Annotated in this window: 12 protein-coding genes; 7 read left to right on the forward strand and 5 right to left on the reverse strand. The window is 46.0% G+C overall.

Features of this window, described 5'->3' with window-relative positions:
• Positions 1 to 348 precede the first annotated feature (348 nt).
• Positions 349 to 1,425 carry a DMT family transporter gene (locus QUB14_RS09045; protein ID WP_333216232.1) on the forward strand — a complete coding sequence of 359 codons (1,077 nt, stop codon included), beginning with the start codon at positions 349 to 351 and terminating at the stop codon, positions 1,423 to 1,425.
• Between the two features lie 182 nt (positions 1,426 to 1,607).
• On the opposite strand, the gene QUB14_RS09050 is transcribed toward QUB14_RS09045, so the two are convergent.
• The 3 genes from QUB14_RS09050 to QUB14_RS09060 form a co-directional block, all read right to left on the reverse strand.
• Entirely contained in the window at positions 1,608 to 2,042 is a 435-nt protein-coding gene (locus QUB14_RS09050) for a hypothetical protein (RefSeq protein WP_333216234.1), read from the reverse strand.
• Between the two features lie 377 nt (positions 2,043 to 2,419).
• Positions 2,420 to 6,259: a tetratricopeptide repeat protein gene (locus tag QUB14_RS09055; protein WP_333216236.1), complete on the reverse strand. Its 3,840-nt coding sequence runs from the start codon at positions 6,257 to 6,259 to the stop codon at positions 2,420 to 2,422.
• Between the two features lie 202 nt (positions 6,260 to 6,461).
• Complete coding sequence (locus tag QUB14_RS09060; protein ID WP_333216238.1) at positions 6,462 to 6,668, reverse strand: hypothetical protein; 207 nt, start codon at positions 6,666 to 6,668, stop codon at positions 6,462 to 6,464.
• Between the two features lie 75 nt (positions 6,669 to 6,743).
• Here QUB14_RS09060 and QUB14_RS09065 point away from each other — a divergent pair, with 75 nt between their 5' ends.
• The 3 genes from QUB14_RS09065 (at position 6,744) to QUB14_RS09075 (ending at position 12,670) form a co-directional block, all read left to right on the forward strand.
• Positions 6,744 to 7,670, forward strand: coding sequence for a M28 family peptidase (locus QUB14_RS09065; RefSeq protein WP_333216240.1), 927 nt, complete (start codon positions 6,744 to 6,746; stop codon positions 7,668 to 7,670).
• Between the two features lie 145 nt (positions 7,671 to 7,815).
• Positions 7,816 to 11,526: a hydantoinase B/oxoprolinase family protein gene (locus QUB14_RS09070; RefSeq protein ID WP_333216242.1), complete on the forward strand. Its 3,711-nt coding sequence runs from the start codon at positions 7,816 to 7,818 to the stop codon at positions 11,524 to 11,526.
• A 37-nt stretch (positions 11,527 to 11,563) separates the two neighbouring features.
• Positions 11,564 to 12,670 carry a three-Cys-motif partner protein TcmP gene (locus tag QUB14_RS09075; RefSeq protein WP_333216244.1) on the forward strand — a complete coding sequence of 369 codons (1,107 nt, stop codon included), beginning with the start codon at positions 11,564 to 11,566 and terminating at the stop codon, positions 12,668 to 12,670.
• Here QUB14_RS09075 and QUB14_RS09080 read toward each other — a convergent pair.
• Positions 12,651 to 13,439, reverse strand: a complete 789-nt coding sequence (locus tag QUB14_RS09080; protein ID WP_333216246.1) for a phage Gp37/Gp68 family protein — start codon at positions 13,437 to 13,439, stop codon at positions 12,651 to 12,653. The genes QUB14_RS09075 and QUB14_RS09080 overlap by 20 nt on opposite strands.
• 217 nt (positions 13,440 to 13,656) lie before the next feature.
• Here QUB14_RS09080 and QUB14_RS09085 point away from each other — a divergent pair, with 217 nt between their 5' ends.
• Positions 13,657 to 14,304: a sigma-70 family RNA polymerase sigma factor gene (locus tag QUB14_RS09085; protein ID WP_333216248.1), complete on the forward strand. Its 648-nt coding sequence runs from the start codon at positions 13,657 to 13,659 to the stop codon at positions 14,302 to 14,304.
• Between the two features lie 174 nt (positions 14,305 to 14,478).
• The gene (locus QUB14_RS09090) at positions 14,479 to 14,799 is read left to right on the forward strand and encodes a 2Fe-2S iron-sulfur cluster-binding protein (protein WP_190663324.1); all 321 of its coding nucleotides are present in this window, start codon (positions 14,479 to 14,481) and stop codon (positions 14,797 to 14,799) included.
• Positions 14,800 to 15,105: 306 nt separating this feature from the next.
• Here QUB14_RS09090 and treS read toward each other — a convergent pair whose 3' ends face one another.
• On the reverse strand, positions 15,106 to 18,477 hold the full coding sequence (treS, locus tag QUB14_RS09095; RefSeq protein WP_333216250.1) for a maltose alpha-D-glucosyltransferase: 3,372 nt from the start codon (positions 18,475 to 18,477) through the stop codon (positions 15,106 to 15,108).
• Between the two features lie 664 nt (positions 18,478 to 19,141).
• Between treS and QUB14_RS09100 the strand changes: the two genes are divergently transcribed.
• A complete protein-coding gene (locus QUB14_RS09100) occupies positions 19,142 to 19,372 on the forward strand; it encodes a photosystem II protein, Psb35-related (RefSeq protein WP_333046753.1) in 231 nt (76 codons plus the stop codon).
• Positions 19,373 to 19,645 lie beyond the last annotated feature (273 nt).

Raw genomic sequence — 19,645 nt, forward strand, 5'->3', positions numbered from 1 at the left:
ACCTGAGTCTGGCAGAAGGGACTTGCACCCTTATCAGTCCGAGAGTTCAGCCTTGTGGCTGGAAACGCTATGTACGGGCTTTCACCGTGATTCACGTTTCAACGAATCGCACAACTTCTTATAGTGTGCCTTATTCATCGGGGTAGATGTTGTGCCTGTGTTCGCAACAGGCAAGATGCCTGTTCCACCTAGATTTTGTGGAACAGGCATCTTGCCTGTTCATAATGGCCGATCAAGATTTGTGCGATCGCATTTAACTCAACACCAATATATAATTGTAAAAATTGCTTAACAAAACTACATCATCCCCACGAGAATCAATCTCATCAATTATTTGGAGTCTCCGCCATGCAGCTAAAGCTTACCGATTCAAAACTGCCTTTTGCCCCGCTGTTGCTCATTGCGCCGTTTTTCCTGTGGGGAACCGCGATGGTAGCGATGAAGGGGGTGATGCCGCACACAACGCCGCTGTTTGTGGCATTCGTGCGTTTGATACCTGCGGGTGTGTTGGTACTGCTGGCGGCGGCATTCATGGGAAAGCCACAGCCGCAGGGTTGGAAAGCTTGGCTGTGGATTTCGCTGTTTGCTTTGGTTGACGCTACTTTGTTTCAAGGCTTTTTAGCCGAAGGTTTGGCGAGAACCGGTGCGGGTTTGGGTTCGGTGATGATTGATTCTCAACCGCTAGCTGTGGCGATTTTATGTTTGTGGCTGTTTCAAGAAAAAATTGGTTTTTGGGGCTGGTTGGGATTAGTTATTGGCGTTGCGGGCATCAGTTTGATCGGGTTGCCGGATGGCTGGATTTTGGGGCTTTTTCATCCTGAAAACAGGCAGGTTTCTGCGGGGATCGAACAGTTGTTTCAGGGTGGAGAATGGTTGATGCTGTTGGCTGCTTTGTCGATGGCTGTGGGTACGGTTTTGGTGCGCTGGGTTTGCCGTTATGTTGACCCGGTGGTGGCGACTGGTTGGCACATGATTTTGGGCGGTTTGCCGCTGTTGGCAATTTCGGCGGCCACTGAGTCTGATCAGTTTGTGAATATCGATTTTTCCGGCTGGATGGCGTTAGCTTATTCTACTGTGTTCGGAAGTGCGATCGCCTACGGTTTATTCTTTTATTTTGCTTCGAGTGGCAGTCTAACAAGTTTAAGTTCTCTTACCTTTCTTACGCCTGTTTTTGCTTTGCTGTTCGGCAATTTGTTCTTGGGCGAAGTGCTCAATCCGCTACAATCGATGGGAGTTGGGCTGACTTTGGTGAGTATTTATTTGATTAATCAGCGGGATACTTTGGGTGAGAAATTGCGAAAAGTGCGATCGGGCGACAAGGTGAATTCTCAAGGTGAAGCGGCGGCTTTATTAGAGCCGTCAGAGTTGGATACTGTAGAGTTGCCGGTGCAGGTGCGGGTAGGCGAATTGGAATCCGAAGTTTAGATTTTTTGCGGATATTATTCTCGGAGGGGCGGGTTTTACAAACAATCTTGACAACAATTAAAAGGATAAATAAACCCGCCCCGGCCGCACGGTCAATTCAAATTGACCTCTTTTTCTTGTCTTTTGAAAGAGGGAGATGCCGATTTGCCGTTTGGTAGGCCAATAGTAATTTAACCTAAATTCTAACTTACTGGATCGGTATATTCACAAAAAATATTCAGACTAATTTTGAGCAAATAGAGAACAATAATAGTAGCTATACTAGGATCGATCGGTATTCCAGACGAAGCACCCAAACCGACAACAGCAACAATTAATCCCGTAAGCAAAGGTGTACTCCCAGGATTTTTGGTATACTCTTTGAATTGGGTCCGCAAGCCATCATTGCCGCAGAGTTCGGCGCGGAGAGTTTTCAGCGTGACTTGCCATAGGGATTTGCCGTTTTTTGGTTGTGCAAAGGATTCAAGATTGTGGTTTTCAACCCACAATTCATCAAAACTGGTGTCAAGTCTGCCGTTGTGTTTTTCCAGCATGGCAAAGGCTTCTTGGGCGGGAGCGTAATCTTGCAACATCAGCCGCTTTTCATTCATTTCGGCGGCAGTTAGTATCGGTTCCATATTGTTAATGGCGGGTAAGTTAGTTAAACAATTTTGAGTGTAATGATTATAGCAGTAATACCCGATCGAACCCGATCTTAGATCGTGTCCGATCGAACGCAATTTCTGTAGGGGCGGGTTCACCAACAATATCCGGCAATAATTGACAATCTCAAAAACCCGCCCCCCGCCCAACCTTCAATTTCAATGTACCTGATATCTCGGTCGGTTAGTGATTTAATGAATCTCGGATTTGTGTTATCGATCTTGGCTATCCTCGCCTCTTGTATTTTGAAAGAGGTAGATGGCGGTTTACCGTTGGGTGGGGCGGGTTTATGAGACGATCGATCTTAGGCTAATATTGTTGGTGAACCCGCCCCTACAGGAATTATGTGTATTTAATTAGGGTCGATCGAACTGGCTTTCTGAATAGCTGAAAACCACTCTCCCGGACACTCATCACCCGTAAACTCTCGCCAAATTACCTGAAACTGACTGTCTCCCAACTGCTTGAGCATCCGCCCTAAATCTGCGAGATCCGAGTCAACCCATTCTGAATTATGCTCGATGTCAATTTCTAACGCGTGAATGTAAATTTTAACCGCCTCCGTCCAATTCGATGGGGTTTCTAAGGTTTGGCCCCATGCAGTTAGAGTTAAGGAAGCTTTGCGCCAATGCTGCGCTGCACTTCTAGCTGCAAATGCTTTTTGGAAATAGGCAACAGCAGTGTTAAAATCTCCTTGCTCTTTGGCAATTTCTCCTAGTCCTTGATACTCGTCAGCAGCATGGTAAAAATCCCCTGCGTCTTCATAAATTTGGAGAGCTTTGTTGTAAAAAGCGATCGCATCATCAAGCCGCCGTTGCACTTGGGCTACGATTCCTAGATGGTGATAGTCCCTAGCAGCACTGTAGAAATCCCCCGCATCTTCTCTAATTTGGAGAGCTTTGTGGTAAAAAGCGATCGCCTCATCAAACCGCCGTTGCACTTGGGCTACGATTCCCAGTTGGTGATAGTCCGTAGCAGCACTGTAGAAATTCCCCGCATCTTCTTTAATTTGGAGAGCTTTGTGGTAAAAAGCGATCGCATCGTCAAATCGCCGTTGCTCTTCGGCTACCATTCCTAGTTCATGATACTCCCTAGCAGCACTGTAGAAATCCCCCACATCTTCAAAAATTTGGCGAGCCTTTTGGTAAAAAGCGATCGCATCGTCCAACCGCCGTTGCTCATAAGCTACGATTCCTAGATGGTGATAGTCCATAGCAGCACTGTAGAAATCCCCCGCATCTTCAAAAATTTGGAGAGCCTTGTGGTAAAAAGCGATGGCATCGTCAAACCGCCGTTGTGCTTCGGCTACGACTCCTATTTCGTGATAATCCCTAGCAGCACTGTAGAAATCCTTTGCATCTTCAAAAATTTGGAGAGCCTTGTGGTAAAAAGCGATCGCATCGTCAAACCGCCGTTGCTCATAAGCTACGATTCCTAGATTGTGATTAAAATTGGCAATGCTGTGATTAACGGAGGGGTCATTTAAGGCTGTCAGTTCATCCAGAATTTCTTGATAAACTGCTCTTGCTGTTTCCACATCACCACTATTAAGAGCTTCATTCGCATCCGATCCCCGCAGATAGCTCCAGAAATTAAAAGCAGCTTTACCCTTTGCTTTTGCCTCTGCTAAATGGAACCCGATTTGCTTAATCGCCCGTTCTCGCAGCGACTTAAATTCCGGTTTGCGTCCCCACCGCTGATACACCTCTCCCAAAGCTTGCAGAATTACTTGAGCATAAGTCCATTCCTGCTGCTGTTCTGCGAGTCGTAACTGTTGCAATAAATTCGGTTCTTCCACTCGCAGCACAAAGCTTGCCAGTTCCGCATTGTCAATAAGTTTCTCACGGTAATTATCTGCCAACGTTCCGTAGAAATCCAGCAACTTTTTTTCCAGGTTACTGATTACCTCCTGGGAACCCATTTTGTCTAACTGTTGTCGCAGATACCAAGGCAATGCCGGGTGAATTTTGTAAATACTTGACCCCAAATCTTCCAGAATTCCTGCCGCAGTCGCTTCATTCAAAAGTCCAATCCAATCTGATTTTTGCAAATTTTCCCCAAACACCGCCCGATATGCTTGTCCCAACTCATTATCAGGACTTGCCGAAAAAGCATGAAGGCAATTTACAAACACTCGCTCAGAAAATAGCCCTAAAAAGGGCAAATGCTGCCGTGCCCGTGCCGACAAATTAGCAAAGGAATAATCCAGCGACACCACCAGAGATTTCTCTCTCCCTTCCTCCTCTGCACTCTGAAAAGTATCCAATCCCTGCCGCAGCGCCTCAATCAACTGCACCGGAGTCTGCGTCTTCAAATGCCGCAACACCACCCTCAGCGACAGCGGATGTCCGCCCAACAGTTTCAGCAACTCCAGATATTCTCCAGGCAATTTCGCCCTGTCAACCCCCGCTTCCAGCAGAATCCGCGCCGCCAACTCTTCCGCATCCGGCTGCACCAATCCCTTTAACCCCCGCAGCGCGTAACCGCAATCCAACCAATTTTCCTCGCGCCGACTGGTAATCAGCACCCAAGATTGTCCCCCGCGCAACTGTTTGAGAAACTGCTTCAAGCTTTCTCTTTCCGCAGCCGGTACAAGCGGCTGATTCCCCTGCGGAAACCCATTCAACGGTTCAAAATTATCCCAAATCAGCAAACAAGGATTAGTTTGCAAATATTTTCGCACCACCTCCTGCTGTTTTTCCGGCGACAATGACGAGAATTTTTCCCCGCCCAGCGCCCGGCCAATTTGATTCACCACCTGACTCAACCCCGCACCGCGTTCAAAAGAAGTGAAGAAAACGCCACCCGTGCGCCCCTGAGTATCACCCAACCACCGCGCAAACCCTCCTGCCAACTCAGTTTTCCCAACGCCGCCCATCCCCTGCAACAGCACGACATGATTTTGGCGAAAAGCTCTTTCTAGACACAAAATATCGTAATCTCGCCCAATAAACCCATAGGCGCTAACATCTGGCAAATCTACTGCCAGCGTAGCCTCTGTGTCAGATTCCCCCATCAAATCTGCAAAACTGGGAGTCGCAGCTTTCGGCCGAAAAGGCCTGCAAGGTTCCTGCTGATACAGCACCGGCACCAGCCAATCTTGCAGCGGTAAAAGCCCTTTGGGACTGGGGCGCTGTTTGTCTATGGACATAGATTTGCGCCCCGCAGCCACCGCAGAGGCGATGTCTTGTCCCCGCACCAATTCCCCGTACAGGCGTCCCATGAAGTGTTTTGCGCCTGCCGCATAAACGGAATAAGCCATTGCGACAACGCCTTTCGCGCCCAACTTCACCAACTGTCCCGCCACCGAAGAAAATGCTTCTTCCCCAGCTTGTCCCGACTTGCAAGCATTGAGAATAAAAATCGGCACGCGGCAATCTGTCAAATATTGGGCAATTTCCCTAGCAGTAACTATTTCCGGGTTGCCGTCGGCATCTTCAAAGACTAAAACGCCTTCTCCCGATTTTCCATATTGAGTTTGAACAGTTTTGCTATCAGCTTCAAATTCTCCATGTCCGTCAAAATGAACGATATGATAAAAGCCTTTGCGGGCGTTAAGTTCGGCTTCAAACTGCTTTAAACTAGGGGGACGCAATACGGTGAGATTCACCTGTTTTTGAATAGGTTTGAGTGCCTCTAGCATGGGGCGGGCGATAGTTTGAAAATTAATATCCTTCGCTCCATAGGGTCGAGCAATCACCAGTAAAATATTTAAGTGTTCGTCAGACATTGTTCCCAGTTCTGCCCGAACTGCATACTCGCTAAGACTGCGATACATCCCCGCCAGCAAAGGTGCAAGAAATTGATAATCTGGGGTAAACAGCAATTCCCAGGGCAAATTGAGTACGGCAGGATTGTCGGAAACAATACTAATTTCGCATTTATCTAATCCGGCTCGTGTCGCTTCCTGAAAAAACTCCCACGCTTTCTCGCTGCTGCGAAATACTAAGTCAAATAGCTGCTGTCCCCAAGCTTGCAACTGCTGTTCAATTTTTTTAGCATTTTCCGGTTCTAGTCCGTAGGGAAAGCGCAGATACTCTTCGATATACCAGCGCAAATCGGCTAATACTTTGCTGTCAAAGGGATGTTCAAAGGTTACGGGAGGGGCGGAGCGAGGCATTGAGTTGCCCCGCTGCCAAGATAGTTGGATTGAATCGTCAACATGATTAATGCGTAGGGAGTTTTCTGCCATTTTTTTGCGGCTTGATTAACTTATAATTATATGAGGACTTACGCAGGGGTCGTCAGAAACCGGGTTTTTTATAGAATACTTCGTTACAGTTGCATAAACGGCAAAAAACCCGGTTTCTTTGGTTTTGATGCGTAACTATCGTATATATTTCCAAGGTGTTGCTATTGATTCCGGCTCTTCTGTAACTGTATCCCGATCGCACTCAAACGTCAATGGGTTGCGAGACACCCCCCATTGCTAAAATCCCCAAAATTTTATTCACATCTTTGAGGTAATATTCAGTCATATCTATACTAATTACACTTCCTTCTAATTTCATAAATTTCCAAATACTCCCAGTTGTCACCGCCCCGTAAATTGTTGAAACTTCATTGCCTGTACGTTCATTAAATATCCTTGCTGCTAACATTTCCGCTACGCATTGTCCCAAGCCATAAGATTAAACAGAATATAATTTGATTGTAATCATTGTGTAGCAGACTGCATGAATCTCAAAGAACGCTTGCACAGCCATCTGATTCAAATTGTACGAGATCGCAACCCATACCTCGCATCCGAAGGGCATTTTTATGCTCAGCAATACATCCGCGAACAGTTGGCCCAGTGGGGAACTGTAGAAATTGACGATTTTGCGGTGCGCGGGCGAATTCATCACAATTTGATTTTGGATTTACCCCCCCTCAGTCCCCCCCTTGCTAAGGGGGGGAAGCAAGAAGAATCACCCCTTGCTAAGGGGGGGAAGCAAGATAATCTGGGTCTTGAAAAGCGGATTAAGAAGCGGTTGCCGCCGATCGTAATTGGTGCTCATTACGATACTGTACCCGGATCACCTGGGGCCGATGATAATGCTACTGGTGTTGCTGTTTTGCTGGAACTCGCAAGGGATATCGCATCTGGGCCGCTCAAATATCCTGTGCAATTAGTCGCCTTCGATATGGAAGAATACGGTTATTTGGGAAGCAGTCATCATGCAGCTAAATACAAGCAACAGCAAAAGTCAATCCGGTTAATGATTTCTTTGGAAATGTTGGGTTATTGCAACCATAATCCTAATTCTCAAAGCTATCCCGCTGGCTTGAAATATTTTTATCGAAATAGTGGCAATTTTATTGCTTTAATTGGCACTTTGCGGACGGTTCCCGATTTGATTAATTTGAGTGGCAAAATTCGCAAATCTGGTCAGCCCTGCGAGTGGCTACCAGTGCCGAATCGAGGTTTAATTGTGCCGGATACTCGCCGCAGCGATCATGTTCCTTTTTGGGATAATGGTTATCCGGCTATTATGGTGACTGATACTGCTAATATGCGAAATCCGCATTATCATCGAGAAAGCGATAGGATTGAGACTTTGGATTTGGATTTTCTGGCTGGTGTTTGTCACGGGTTAGTCAAGGGCATTCGACATCTATAATTAACACGATCGAGCGCCTGTTAGTTTGAGCGACCATAAATTATGACTTTTATGACCAGAAGTTATGAGTTTTATGAATTGACTCGCACAGAAGTTTGTTGAATAATTGTAAATTAATCAAGCAAAAATTTCAAAAAAAAGAGATATGAATCCTACTTCTCCCGATCGCACTCGCTGGCAATTCTGGATCGATCGCGGTGGCACTTTTACCGATATTGTCGCCAACAGCCCCGACGGTAAATTAGTCATTCACAAGCTGCTGTCGGAAAACCCAGAACGCTATACCGACGCCGCAGTTCAAGGAATTCGCGACATCTTGGGAATTGCTGCAGATGTTCCCATACCCGCCGAAATTGAAGCGATTAAAATGGGGACGACGGTGGCGACAAATGCTTTGCTGGAACGAAAGGGCGATCGCACAATTCTGTTAATTACTAAAGGTTTCGGCGATGCGCTGAGAATTGGCTATCAAAACCGCCCGAATATTTTCGCGCGTCACATTGTTTTGCCCCAGATGCTGTACGATCGAGTTATTGAAGTTGCGGAACGTTACAGTGGTCAAGGTGAGGAGTTATCTGCTGTCAACCCCGAGTTTATCCCGTGTTTGCAGCAAGCATACGATGAGGGAATTCGCAGTTGTGCGATCGTATTCATGCACGGCTACCGCTACTCGGAACACGAAAAACAAGTTGCTAAAATAGCGAAAGAAATTGGCTTTACTCAAATTTCAGTATCTCACGAAGTTAGCCCGCTGATGAAACTGGTTTCGCGGGGAGATACTGCGGTTGTCGATGCTTATTTATCTCCGATTTTACGGCGTTATGTCGAACAAGTAATCAGTCAGTTAATCAAGGCAGATTCCGGGAACGAGGGATTATTAATGCCCAATGCCCAATGCCCAATTCCCAATGCCCAATTCCCCAAATTAATGTTCATGCAATCGAATGGCGGCTTAGTGGACGCGGCACAATTTCAAGGAAAAAACAGTATTTTATCCGGGCCTGCTGGGGGAATTGTCGGTGCTGTTCAAACGAGCAAAAAGGCAGGTTTTGATAAAATTATTACCTTTGATATGGGCGGAACTTCGACAGATGTTGCCCATTTTAACGGCGAATACGAACGCGAATTTGAGACAGAAATTGCTGGGGTGAGATTGCGATCGCCCGTGATGGCAATTCACACTGTAGCAGCCGGCGGCGGTTCAATTGTCTTTTTTGACGGGGCTCGCTACCGCGTCGGGCCGGAGTCTGCAGGAGCCAATCCTGGGCCCGCTTGCTATCGCAAAGGCGGCCCCTTGACGGTGACTGATTGCAATGTGATGTTGGGGAAAATTCAACCGGATTTTTTTCCGAAAGTATTTGGATTGAATGGAGATTTGCCGATCGCCCCTGACGTAGTAAAGCAAAAATTTGGGCAATTAGCGGGGGAAATTGGGGGCGAGAGGACGGCCGAAGAGGTGGCGGAGGGTTTTTTGGCGATCGCGGTGGAAAAGATGGCAAATGCTGTCAAAAAAATCTCGCTTCAGCGCGGTTACGATGTTTCGGAGTATACATTGTGCTGTTTCGGCGGTGCGGGCGGCCAACACGCTTGTGCGATCGCCGATGCTTTGGGGATGAAACGGGTATTTATTCACCCTTATGCGGGTGTGTTGTCGGCTTACGGTATGGGTTTGGCTGATGTGCGGGCTATTCGCGAAAGGGCGATCGAGCAACAATTAAATGCAGAATTATTACCTGATTTGCATCATATTTTAGCCGAATTGGAGGCTGAGGGAAAGAGGGAATTGAACCGCAGAGGCGCAGAGGACACAGAGAAAGAGTCAGAGGTTTTAGTTATTAGGAAGCTGCGCTTAAAATATCAGGGAAGTGACTCGGTTTTGGCGGTAGATTTTGCTGACAATATTGAGGTCATGCAGGCTGAATTTGAAGCAGCCCACCGACAGCGTTACAGTTTTATTATGCCAGAAAAACCGCTGATTGTGGAAGCGGTTTCGGTGGAAGTTGTAGAAAGAATGGATGTGCCGGAAGCATCGACGATTTCCCCCTCTTGTGGGACGGACATCTTGCCTGTGCAACCAATTTCAACCGTGCAAATGTATGTGGCTGGCGGGTGGCGGGAAACGCCTGTTTATCAGAGAGACGATTTGCGATCGGGCGACTGCATAGAAGGCCCTGCTATGATTGTTGAAGCTACGGGAACTAATGTTATTGAACCGGGCTGGGAAGCGGAATTAACCGAGAGAAACGATCTAATTTTGAACCGCCGATGCACGCAGATGGAGACAGATAATATCCGCGTTCATTCGGGTTTATCTGCGGCTAAATCTGATCCAGTTTTGCTGGAAATTTTTAATAATTTGTTTCGGGCGATCGCGGAACAAATGGGCGTCACATTACAAAACACCAGTTCCTCAGTTAACATCAAAGAACGCCTCGACTTTTCCTGTGCAATTTTCGACCTAAACGGGCAATTAGTTGCCAACGCGCCGCACATTCCCGTGCATCTGGGTTCGATGAGCGAAAGCGTTGAAGCTTTAATTTTAGCACAAGGCAATGGGATTCAACCGGGCGATGTTTATGTTTCTAACAATCCCTACAACGGCGGCACACACTTGCCAGATATCACCGTTATTACTCCAGTATTTAATTATGATTCCTCCCTTCCTTTGTTTTATGTTGCCTCGCGGGGACACCACGCCGACATCGGCGGCATCACTCCCGGTTCCATGCCTCCTAACAGTACAACAGTAACCGAAGAAGGTGTATTGCTTGACAATTTCCTGTTAGTAAGCGAGGGGAATTTTCGAGAAAAAGAATTACTAGAACTTCTGACAGGTGGAAATTTTCCGGTTCGCAATTCCGCTCAAAATATAGCCGATTTGCAAGCACAAATTGCTGCTAACAAGCGCGGCGCAGAAGAGCTGCTCAAGATGGTAGAACATTATGGATTAGAGACTGTGCAAGCTTATATGGGCTTCGTACAAGACAATGCGGAAGAGTCGGTGCGGCGGGTAATTGATGTTTTGCAAAATGGCGAGTTTACTTATCCGATGGATAGTGGCGGACAAATTAAGGTAGCGATTACAATTGACAAATCTGCGCGCAGTGCAAAAGTAGATTTTACTGGCACTTCAGGTCAACAAGCCAACAATTTTAATGCTCCGGCTGCGGTGTGCAAAGCCGCTGTTTTGTATGTTTTCCGCACCTTGGTAGATGACGATATTCCTCTAAATGCGGGCTGTTTGAAACCTCTCGAAATCATCAATCCCGAAGGCTGTATGCTGAATCCTCGCTATCCAGCGGCGGTGGTTGCAGGTAATGTGGAAACTTCGCAAAATATTACCGATGCTTTGTATTGTGCGTTGGGAGTGATGGCTGCTTCTCAAGGAACTATGAATAATTTTACCTTTGGAAATCAGCGCTATCAATATTATGAAACAATTTGCGGCGGTTCCGGCGCTGGTGCAAGTTTTGATGGTACGGATGCGGTTCAAACTCACATGACTAATTCGCGTTTAACTGACCCAGAAGTATTAGAATGGCGCTTCCCGGTGTTGTTAGAAGGTTTTGAAATTCGGGCTAATAGTGGCGGGAACGGATATCATCGCGGGGGAAATGGAGTTGTGCGACGAGTGCGGTTTCGGGAGGCGATGACGGCGGGAATTTTATCGGGGCGGCGGGTGATTTCTCCTTGCGGTTTGAATGGGGGTGAAGCGGGGAAACTTGGGCGGAATTATGTAGAGCGCGTTGATGGTAAAGTTGAGGAATTGGGGAGTACGGCGACTGTGGAAATGCAGCCGGGGGATGTGTTTGTCATTGAGACTCCTGGGGGTGGAGGATATGGTAGTATTATGTAGCATCAGTAAAATGAACTAGAGTGTAGAGGTAAAAGTCATGGCTGACAGTTCTTTCTTTGATGAGTTGAGAGATAATTCTTTAGTGAAAGCAGAAATAGTTGCTCAATACTTTTGGGCCTGGGCAAAGGTAATTATAAAAACAGCCAAGAAAGGGAGTAATAAAATTGCCTATATTGATTTGTTCTCTGGGCCTGGTCGCTATCAAGACGGTTCTAAGTCTACTCCACTACTTATCTTGGAACGTGCTATTGCCGATCCCGATATGTCACAAATGCTAGTAACGCTGTTTAACGATAAAAACTCAAATCATACTCAGTCTCTGAAACAGGCTATAGCATCCATCCCCGACATAGGTAGATTAAGACATGAACCAATAGTTTTAAATAAGGAGGTTGGAGAAGAAATTTTCCAAGCTATTCAACAAATTAATAATAATGTTCCTACACTTTTTTTTGTTGACCCTTGGGGTTACAAAGGCTTGTCGCTAAAACTCATTCGCTCGCTCATTAAAGGTTGGGGTTGTGATTGTATATTTTTCTTTAAGTATAATAAAATTAATCCGGGGTTAAATAACCCAAAGGTAAAGGAACACATGAACTCTCTCTTTGGTCAAGAGCGAGTAAATGTCCTTCAGCCTGAACTTAAACTAATGTCCCCTGAACAAAGAGAGTTAACGATTGTTAATGCTATTTGTAAAGCTTTAGAAGAAGTAGGAGGCTCCCACGTTCAAGATTTTTGCTTTAAAAATGCTACAGCTAATCGTACTAGCCATTATCTGATATTTGTATCTAAAAGTCGGATCGGTCATTCGATTATTAAAGATATTATGGGTCGAAAGAGCTCTATTTTTGACCAAGGTGTACCGTCTTTTGAATACAATCCTGCGCCTGCAATACAGCTTTCACTATTTGATATTAAACCGCCTGACGAACTTGAGAATATGCTACTTGATGAATTTGCAGGAAAAACTCTGACGATGCTAGAAGTTTACAACCAACACCACGTTGGCAAACGTTACATTAAGAAAAATTACAAACAAGCTCTTTTGAAACTAGAGGCTGAAGGTAAAATCATAACAAATCCATCTAAGCGAACAGAAAACACATTCGGAGACAGCGTAGAAATCACATTTTTACCAAAGTAGTAGTAGCTTTTTTCATTGAAGTGCGACTTATTTTTAAACTGTAGTTATTGAATTGCCTTTGGTGTTTCTCCCATGCTTCGGGCATCTCATCCCAAATTTTCTCATCCAACATTCTCCCACCAGCTTTAGGTGTTCTACCTCCCCATTGCTTGAAGAAAAACGCTACTTCAGCCTCCTCACACTGCTGTTGAATAATCTCAACCCATTCTGCTTGCATGGGACGGTGTTTTTGTCCAGATTCTCCCCCAACTATTACCCAATGAATGCCTTTTAAATCAATATCCAAAGCACCTAAAAGCGGTTCGCACGAGAGAAATCTGACCTTGGCAGGTACTTTTCGCAAACAATCAATCCTGTCAATGTACTTTTGATTTTCAACAGAAACTCCCATCCAAATGTTTTCATGCCACTCTAATTTATCTGCTAGTTCGCGAAGGCGTTCGTGTCTTTTGGTCAGAATTTGATATACGTGCCAAGGAGTTTCTCGAATTACTTCAAAGACTTCTTGAAGGAATGAAAAAGGAACTTCTTCGTGAAATAAATCGCTCATCGAATTCACGAAAATGCGGCTCGGTTTTCGCCAGCGTTTGGGTTCTTGCAGCCGCTCGCGATGCAGTGTTAAATCAAAACCGTTAGGAAAATTAGTGTGAAACCTTTTTGTTAATGCTTCGGCATAACAATGCGTGCAGCCCGGACTGACTTTATCGCAGCCCGTCGTTGGATTCCACGTTCTGTCAGTCCATTCGATACCAGTATTAATGCTAGACATACAAATAATTTACCCTTTAAAGCACATTTGTAGGTGACACTGAACCAATAAGATTCAATCTACTAATTGAGGTTTATTCACCGTCACCTACAACTTAATTATATAATTAGTTTGACTTTATTATCAACATATTTTTTAAGCACTTGCATCAAATGTATATCGTGTTGTAGAATCGGGCTGCACCAGCATTTATTCTCAAAGCTATTCCATAACTATTGTGCAAACCCCTAATTTTTCCGAACTCAACCATCCTGTGGTCAAATCCCTGTTCCATCACAGCGACCAGGAATTATTGACTCTGTTTCAAAACCATCCCGATCAGGGTCGCTTCTTCACGGCAATTTTTTGCCGCTATGCTCAAATTGTACACTCCCTGATTCGCCATTCCGTGCGATCGCCCGTACAAGGCGATTACCTGTTTGCTCACACTTGGCTGCACATCTATCACGAACTGCGAGGCCTCGATTTGCGCCGCGAAATCCAAGAGTCTGAGGGGGGAAATCTCAGTCTCCAAAACTGGCTGATTAATGTCACTGCCGTCTGCATAAATCAAGCTGAATTGCCCCCTGTTGAGTCGATTCACTACTCTTTGCAATCGGCTCCGCCTCCTCTGTGGTGTTACGTCAAACAAGCCTTGGAATTGTTAGCGCCGCTGCCGCGTTTAGTGGTGTTGATGGCTCAGACTTTCCGCTGGAGCGAAACTCGCATTGCAGCTTATTTGCAAGCAGAAGGCGAAGCTATTTCCCCCGCTCAGGTAAAGGCTTTGCTGCAAAAAGGATATCAAAGTTTAGAATCCAACTTGCCGGAGGATATTCGGGCTATTTATCTAGATGAAAATCTCGATTATCAAGAAGCGCTTGTCTAGTATAGCGATCGAGGTTGTGGTTTCTCAAAAACCCGGTGTTTTGAAAATACTGGGTTTTTTAGCTATCATGTATAGCGGAATGTGCTTCGTCCGCACCCTACATTTTGATTTTTTCTGTAAGTTGTAATCATCTATTTTAGTTGAATACCAGCAATCCAAATATAAGAGGTGGAAATGGCTGTTTATCAAGTTCGGTTGGTGAATGAGGCTCTCGCGCTCGATCGCACGATCGCAGTACCAGACGACCAGTATATCTTAGATATCGCAGAAGATGCCGGCATCCGCTTGCCGAATGGATGCAAGCAAGGAGAGTGTTCTGCTTGCGTTGTCAAACTGCTGAGCGGTGAAATCGACCAAAGCGAACAAAAGTTTTTGAAGCCGTCAGAATTGCAAGCTGGCTACGCTGTTACTTGTGTGGCTTACCCGCTTTCTGACTGCACTTTGTTAACTCATCAAGAACAAGTTTTATATCAAGCTGCTCTTTATTTTAAGTAATACGAAATCAGTTTTTTAGCATTTTTTCTTCTAGCCTCGCTTGGCGCGGAATTTGTTTGTAATACCAATTTTAAAAAAGAATGCAACAGTATTCTTGTTCCCCCCCTTTGCAAGGGGGGGCTAGGGGGGGTCGAAGAGTGTTGCAGGATTTTAGACAAATGGTATAAAAGAGCGAATTATATTCGCCGAGCTAATCGTTATCAAAGCAGATTTGGTGTCATGTAAGGTGCGTGACTCTCCAGCATCTCGCTGTTAATTGAGTAACTAAAAAGCCACGCACCCTAATGAGTATAGATAAACCCACCCTTATAAATTCAGCAATTGTAGAATCCGCTTCATCGGAATTTCCGCCCAATCCAAGCGGTAATTAAGTTCGTAGGCTAGCTCGCCAACCGCTTTTTCCAAAATGTAAGCATCCAACAAAACTTGTAGTTCCGGTATAGATTTGGGCAAGAAATTGGCATCGCCTGCTGTTACCAAATAGCTGTTAAGAAAAGTGAGGCTGACCCAGCGGTGCCAAACGTTCGCCCACTGCTCCATCTCCGGGAGATTTTCAGGGCGAATCATGCCACTTTCTACTTCATTGCGGAGTGCCAAAGTAACAGCGTAACTTATAGATTGCAGCATTCCTGCAACATCTCGCAGGGGCGACCTCTTCATCCGCCGCTCGCTTAACGGTCGATTCCGTTCTCCTCCGAAATCAATAATTACAAAGTCTTTGCCTGTATAAAGAACTTGCCCGAAATGAAAGTCCCCGTGACACCGAATTCTATCGGCCGTGATTCTCAAGTTCAAAATAGACTTGAAACGTTCCATGATCAACTCTTCGCGGTTGAGGAGCTTGTGAGCCGATTTTTGTATTTCTGGCGGCAGTTTAGACATCCGTTTCTTCAGATCCAGCAAAGTTCTTCCGGCCAGATTTCTCATGTGTTGATAGATGGAACGCTGGTAAAAGGAGGTGAAGCTTTCTGGGGCAAAAGCGGGATTTTCTGTGTCAGCAGCTAAAGCGAGGTGAAGTTCGGCTGTCCGTTGGCCTAAAAGTTCTGCTGATGCTAAGTAAGAGCCGATGAGTTCGCGAGCTAATGCCGGAATTTCTAGGGATAAATCGGCTACTAGCGAGTTTTGCTGCCGCTGCGTTTGTCCGGTCAAAGCGTTCGGTAAATAATTTTCGGGGGCAGTAGATAAATTCTCGCCCGAATGCTTTGCTTCTACTGTCATTACTTGCTCGAAATAGTCGCGCAGTGTGTCTAATGTATAAGACCAAGCATCTACGCTGTCGGGGATTAATTTTTGTAGGATTCCGACGGTAAGGACTTGTTTTGCTGGTGTGTGATATTCCAATGCTCCGGCAATTGGAGCGTAGTGTTGGATCGAGTTGCGCTCTGTTAAAAAGCGTCCGATTTCTAATTCGGGGTTGATTCCTTCCTCGACTTTTCGCAATATTTTCAGGACGAAGCGGTCGCCGTAACCTGCGGATGTATTGCTTTGTTCTTTTTTGAACACGTGGGGGTCGAGGTGGGATAAATCTTCTTCTGAGCTGAATGCAGTGTCGGCAATTCCTAGTAGTTGGCCTGCAACACCTCTGTAACTGCGAGAATTGCCGATCGCCCCCAGCAGCGCGCTCAGAAAACCTTTGTCCCCGGCAGCGTCAAATAGGACCCCGATTTCCTTGTTGGTTTCTGGGAAGTGCAGGCGCGCGATCGCCCGATCGTCCACATCGCCTTTCATCTCTTCCCACCCTAAAGGCAAAACGTAAGTTTCCGGCATACCTTCAGTATAATTCAACTGCAAAAACAGAATGTAAACTTGAGATTGCTCCCCCGCATTATCTTTACATTCAATCGGTACAACCTCACTTATTTCTAATGATTGAATTGTCCGATCTGTACCGCTAAACCAGCGATTGCGCCGCAGGTATCCCGGCAAAAGATTAAGCAGCATATCGCTTAACTGACTTGTAGCAAAAGCAGTTTTCCAATTGCCTATCACCGCCAAAGTAGGCAAGTCTGTGGGAACACCGTGCAGCGAAAAATCTTCGTGTTTAACAGTAAGAGTAAACCAGTAAAAAGTGTGAGGACTCAAGCACAAAAAGTAAGGATTCTCGCCAACGGGAGGAAACTCCGTGCGGCCGAAAATCTCCACCGGAACAGCACCTTTAAAGGCCGCAAGGTCTAATTCTGCGGTCTGGACGAAGCGCGACAAATTAGCCACTACGAGGATGTGTTCGTCTTGATAAGTGCGTACAAAAGCTAAAACTTTGCGGTTTTCCGGGTACAGAAACTCGCAAGTTCCACGGCCGAATGCTTGGAAGCGCTGCCTAATTGCAATCAGGCGTTTCATCCACCACCACAGAGAACTTGGATTCGCCCGCTGCGCGTCCACGTTAACAGATTCGTAGTGATATTCAGGGTCAACAATGGGCGGTGCGTACAGCCGCTGCGGGTTAGCACGGCTGAAACCGGCATTGCGATCGCCGCTCCACTGCATCGGAGTTCTCACCCCGTTGCGATCGCCCAAATAGATATTGTCTCCCATGCCAATTTCATCGCCGTAGTAAAGCACCGGCGTACCCGGAAGAGACAGCAGCAAAGCATTCATCAACTCGATGCGGCGGCGGTTATTTCCCATCAAAGGAGCCAAGCGGCGGCGGATGCCCAAATTAATTCTCGCCTGAGTGTCTTGAGCGTAAACCCGATACATATAATCTCGGTCTTCATCGCTCACCATTTCCAGCGTCAATTCATCGTGATTCCGCAAAAATAATGCCCACTGACAATTATTGGGAATATGTGGAGTTTGCTGGAGAATGTCGCTAATTGGGAAGCTATCTTCCATGTGCAAAGCCATAAATAAACGCGGCATCAGCGGAAAATGAAAGTTCATGTGACATTCATCGCCAGCAGCGTAATATTCAACCGCATCCTCCGGCCACTGATTCGCCTCAGCCAGCAGCATCCGGTTCGGGAATTTCTCATCTACGTGCTGCCGCAATTGCTTCAGGAATACGTGAGTTTCGGGCAGGTTTTCGCAGTTAGTACCTTCGCGCTCGTACAGGTAAGGCACCGCATCCATTCGCAGTCCGTCTACTCCCAATGCCAACCAGAAATCTACCACATCTAAGATGGCTTGGCGGACGGCCGGATTGTCGTAATTCAAATCGGGTTGGTGGGAATAAAAACGGTGCCAGTAATAAGCTTTTGCTACCGGATCCCAAGCCCAATTAGATGTTTCAAAATCTTGGAAAATAATCCGAGCCTCTTGATATTTTTCCGGGGTGTCGTTCCACACATAAAAATCTCTTTCGTTACTGCCTTTCGGGGCGCGGCGCGCTCGCTGAAACCAAGCGTGCTGGTCGGAAGTGTGGTTAACAATTAACTCAATAATGACTCGAATTCCCCGCTTGTGCGCTGCTTCTAAAAGGTCTTTAAAGTCCTCTAATGTGCCGTAAATCGGGTTGACGGTAGTATAGTGAGATGTATCGTAGCCGTCGTCTCGGAGCGGCGAGGGAAAAAATGGCAGTACCCAAATTGCTGTTACTCCCAAGTTTTGCAGGTAATCCAGTTTTTCTGTCAGTCCTCTAAAGTCGCCTATCCCGTCTGCATTGCTGTCGGCAAAAGCCCGAACTGGTACTTCGTAAATAATCGCGTCTTTGAACCACAAGGGGTCGTCATTTAACATTGAGTTTGGCATGATTTTTAGCGATGATTGGTAATTGAGAATTTGTACTTAAAATTTGGTAATTGGGATTTGTTCGTTCAAATCCAAACTGATAAATCATAACTTATAATTTGACCGCGATCGTCCTGCCAGCGGCAGACTTTTAATCGTAATTTATTAACGCAAAACTTATAACTTCTTAACTATAAAATCTCAACAATCTGTTTTGCTATTTCGGATACAGTTCACAATTCCGATACATATGCGCGGTGCACACCCGAAAGACCGGTGCGCCGTACACACCCTACCAAGGCGTGTCAACTTAAGCCTGAAACCCCTCTGTATCTCTCGCTGGTAGCCCAGTCTAGATCCCCCTAAATCCCCCTTGATAAGGGGGACTTTGAGCAAACTCTTGTCCCCCCCTTGATAAGGGGGACTTTGAGCAAACTCTTGTCACCCCCTTGATAAGGGGGACTTTGAGCACACTCTTGTCCCCCCCTTATTAAGGGGGGCTAGGGGGGATCGAGCCCTTGTTGACACTAAGCACACCCTACAGACTCAGGATTAGGTGCGGTATTTACTACCTGTCGGACGGTTGCCACGACATTACAGTACCTTGACGTTGATTACTAATTTTCGTTACATTAGTTTACATAAAGCAACAAAAGTTAAGGAAAAAGCAAATATGGCTATTGTAATTGCTCTTTTAATCGTCGGTTGGGTAGCAGCCTCAGTAATTGGCACTCAAGCATATTTCCTGGGCGAACAGTCAAAGCCTATCCACGAGCGGAATTGGAACGATGAATCTTTTGAAAAATTGGCTGTAGCAATCACAGCAACAGAGATGGATTACAGCGTTCGCGTTCCTGCCTACAGCATGGATGCTTACGGCAGCCGCACCATCTCGAATTCTTGATATCAAGTAACAGGTTTCACCATTTTCAATAACAGGCTTTCCGGCCGGTTCCTAATTTTCAATAACAGGCAGGATGCCTGTTCCACAAGAGAATTGATGGTTTGTGGAACAGGCTTTCCGGCCGGTTCCTAATTTTCAATAACAGGCAGGATGCCTGTTCCACAAGAGAATTGATGGTTTGTGGAACAGGCATCTTGCCGGTTCCTAATTTTCAATAACAGGCAGGATGCCTGTTCCACAAGAGAATTGATGGTTTGTGGAACAGGCATCTTG

Origin of the sequence: Microcoleus sp. B3-D2, from assembly GCF_036705345.1 — a bacterium.
Lineage (GTDB): Bacteria > Cyanobacteriota > Cyanobacteriia > Cyanobacteriales > Microcoleaceae > Microcoleus.

Bases quoted from the DNA above. Each gene is read 5' to 3' on its own strand.
- QUB14_RS09045 (WP_333216232.1), top strand. From the start codon at position 349: ATGCAGCTAAAGCTTACCGATTCAAAACTGCCTTTTGCCCCGCTGTTG.
- QUB14_RS09050 (WP_333216234.1), bottom strand. From the start codon at position 2,042: ATGGAACCGATACTAACTGCCGCCGAAATGAATGAAAAGCGGCTGATG.
- QUB14_RS09055 (WP_333216236.1), bottom strand. From the start codon at position 6,259: ATGGCAGAAAACTCCCTACGCATTAATCATGTTGACGATTCAATCCAA.
- QUB14_RS09060 (WP_333216238.1), bottom strand. From the start codon at position 6,668: ATGTTAGCAGCAAGGATATTTAATGAACGTACAGGCAATGAAGTTTCA.
- QUB14_RS09065 (WP_333216240.1), top strand. From the start codon at position 6,744: ATGAATCTCAAAGAACGCTTGCACAGCCATCTGATTCAAATTGTACGA.
- QUB14_RS09070 (WP_333216242.1), top strand. From the start codon at position 7,816: ATGAATCCTACTTCTCCCGATCGCACTCGCTGGCAATTCTGGATCGAT.
- QUB14_RS09075 (WP_333216244.1), top strand. From the start codon at position 11,564: ATGGCTGACAGTTCTTTCTTTGATGAGTTGAGAGATAATTCTTTAGTG.
- QUB14_RS09080 (WP_333216246.1), bottom strand. From the start codon at position 13,439: ATGTCTAGCATTAATACTGGTATCGAATGGACTGACAGAACGTGGAAT.
- QUB14_RS09090 (WP_190663324.1), top strand. From the start codon at position 14,479: ATGGCTGTTTATCAAGTTCGGTTGGTGAATGAGGCTCTCGCGCTCGAT.
- treS (WP_333216250.1), bottom strand. From the start codon at position 18,477: ATGTTAAATGACGACCCCTTGTGGTTCAAAGACGCGATTATTTACGAA.
- QUB14_RS09100 (WP_333046753.1), top strand. From the start codon at position 19,142: ATGGCTATTGTAATTGCTCTTTTAATCGTCGGTTGGGTAGCAGCCTCA.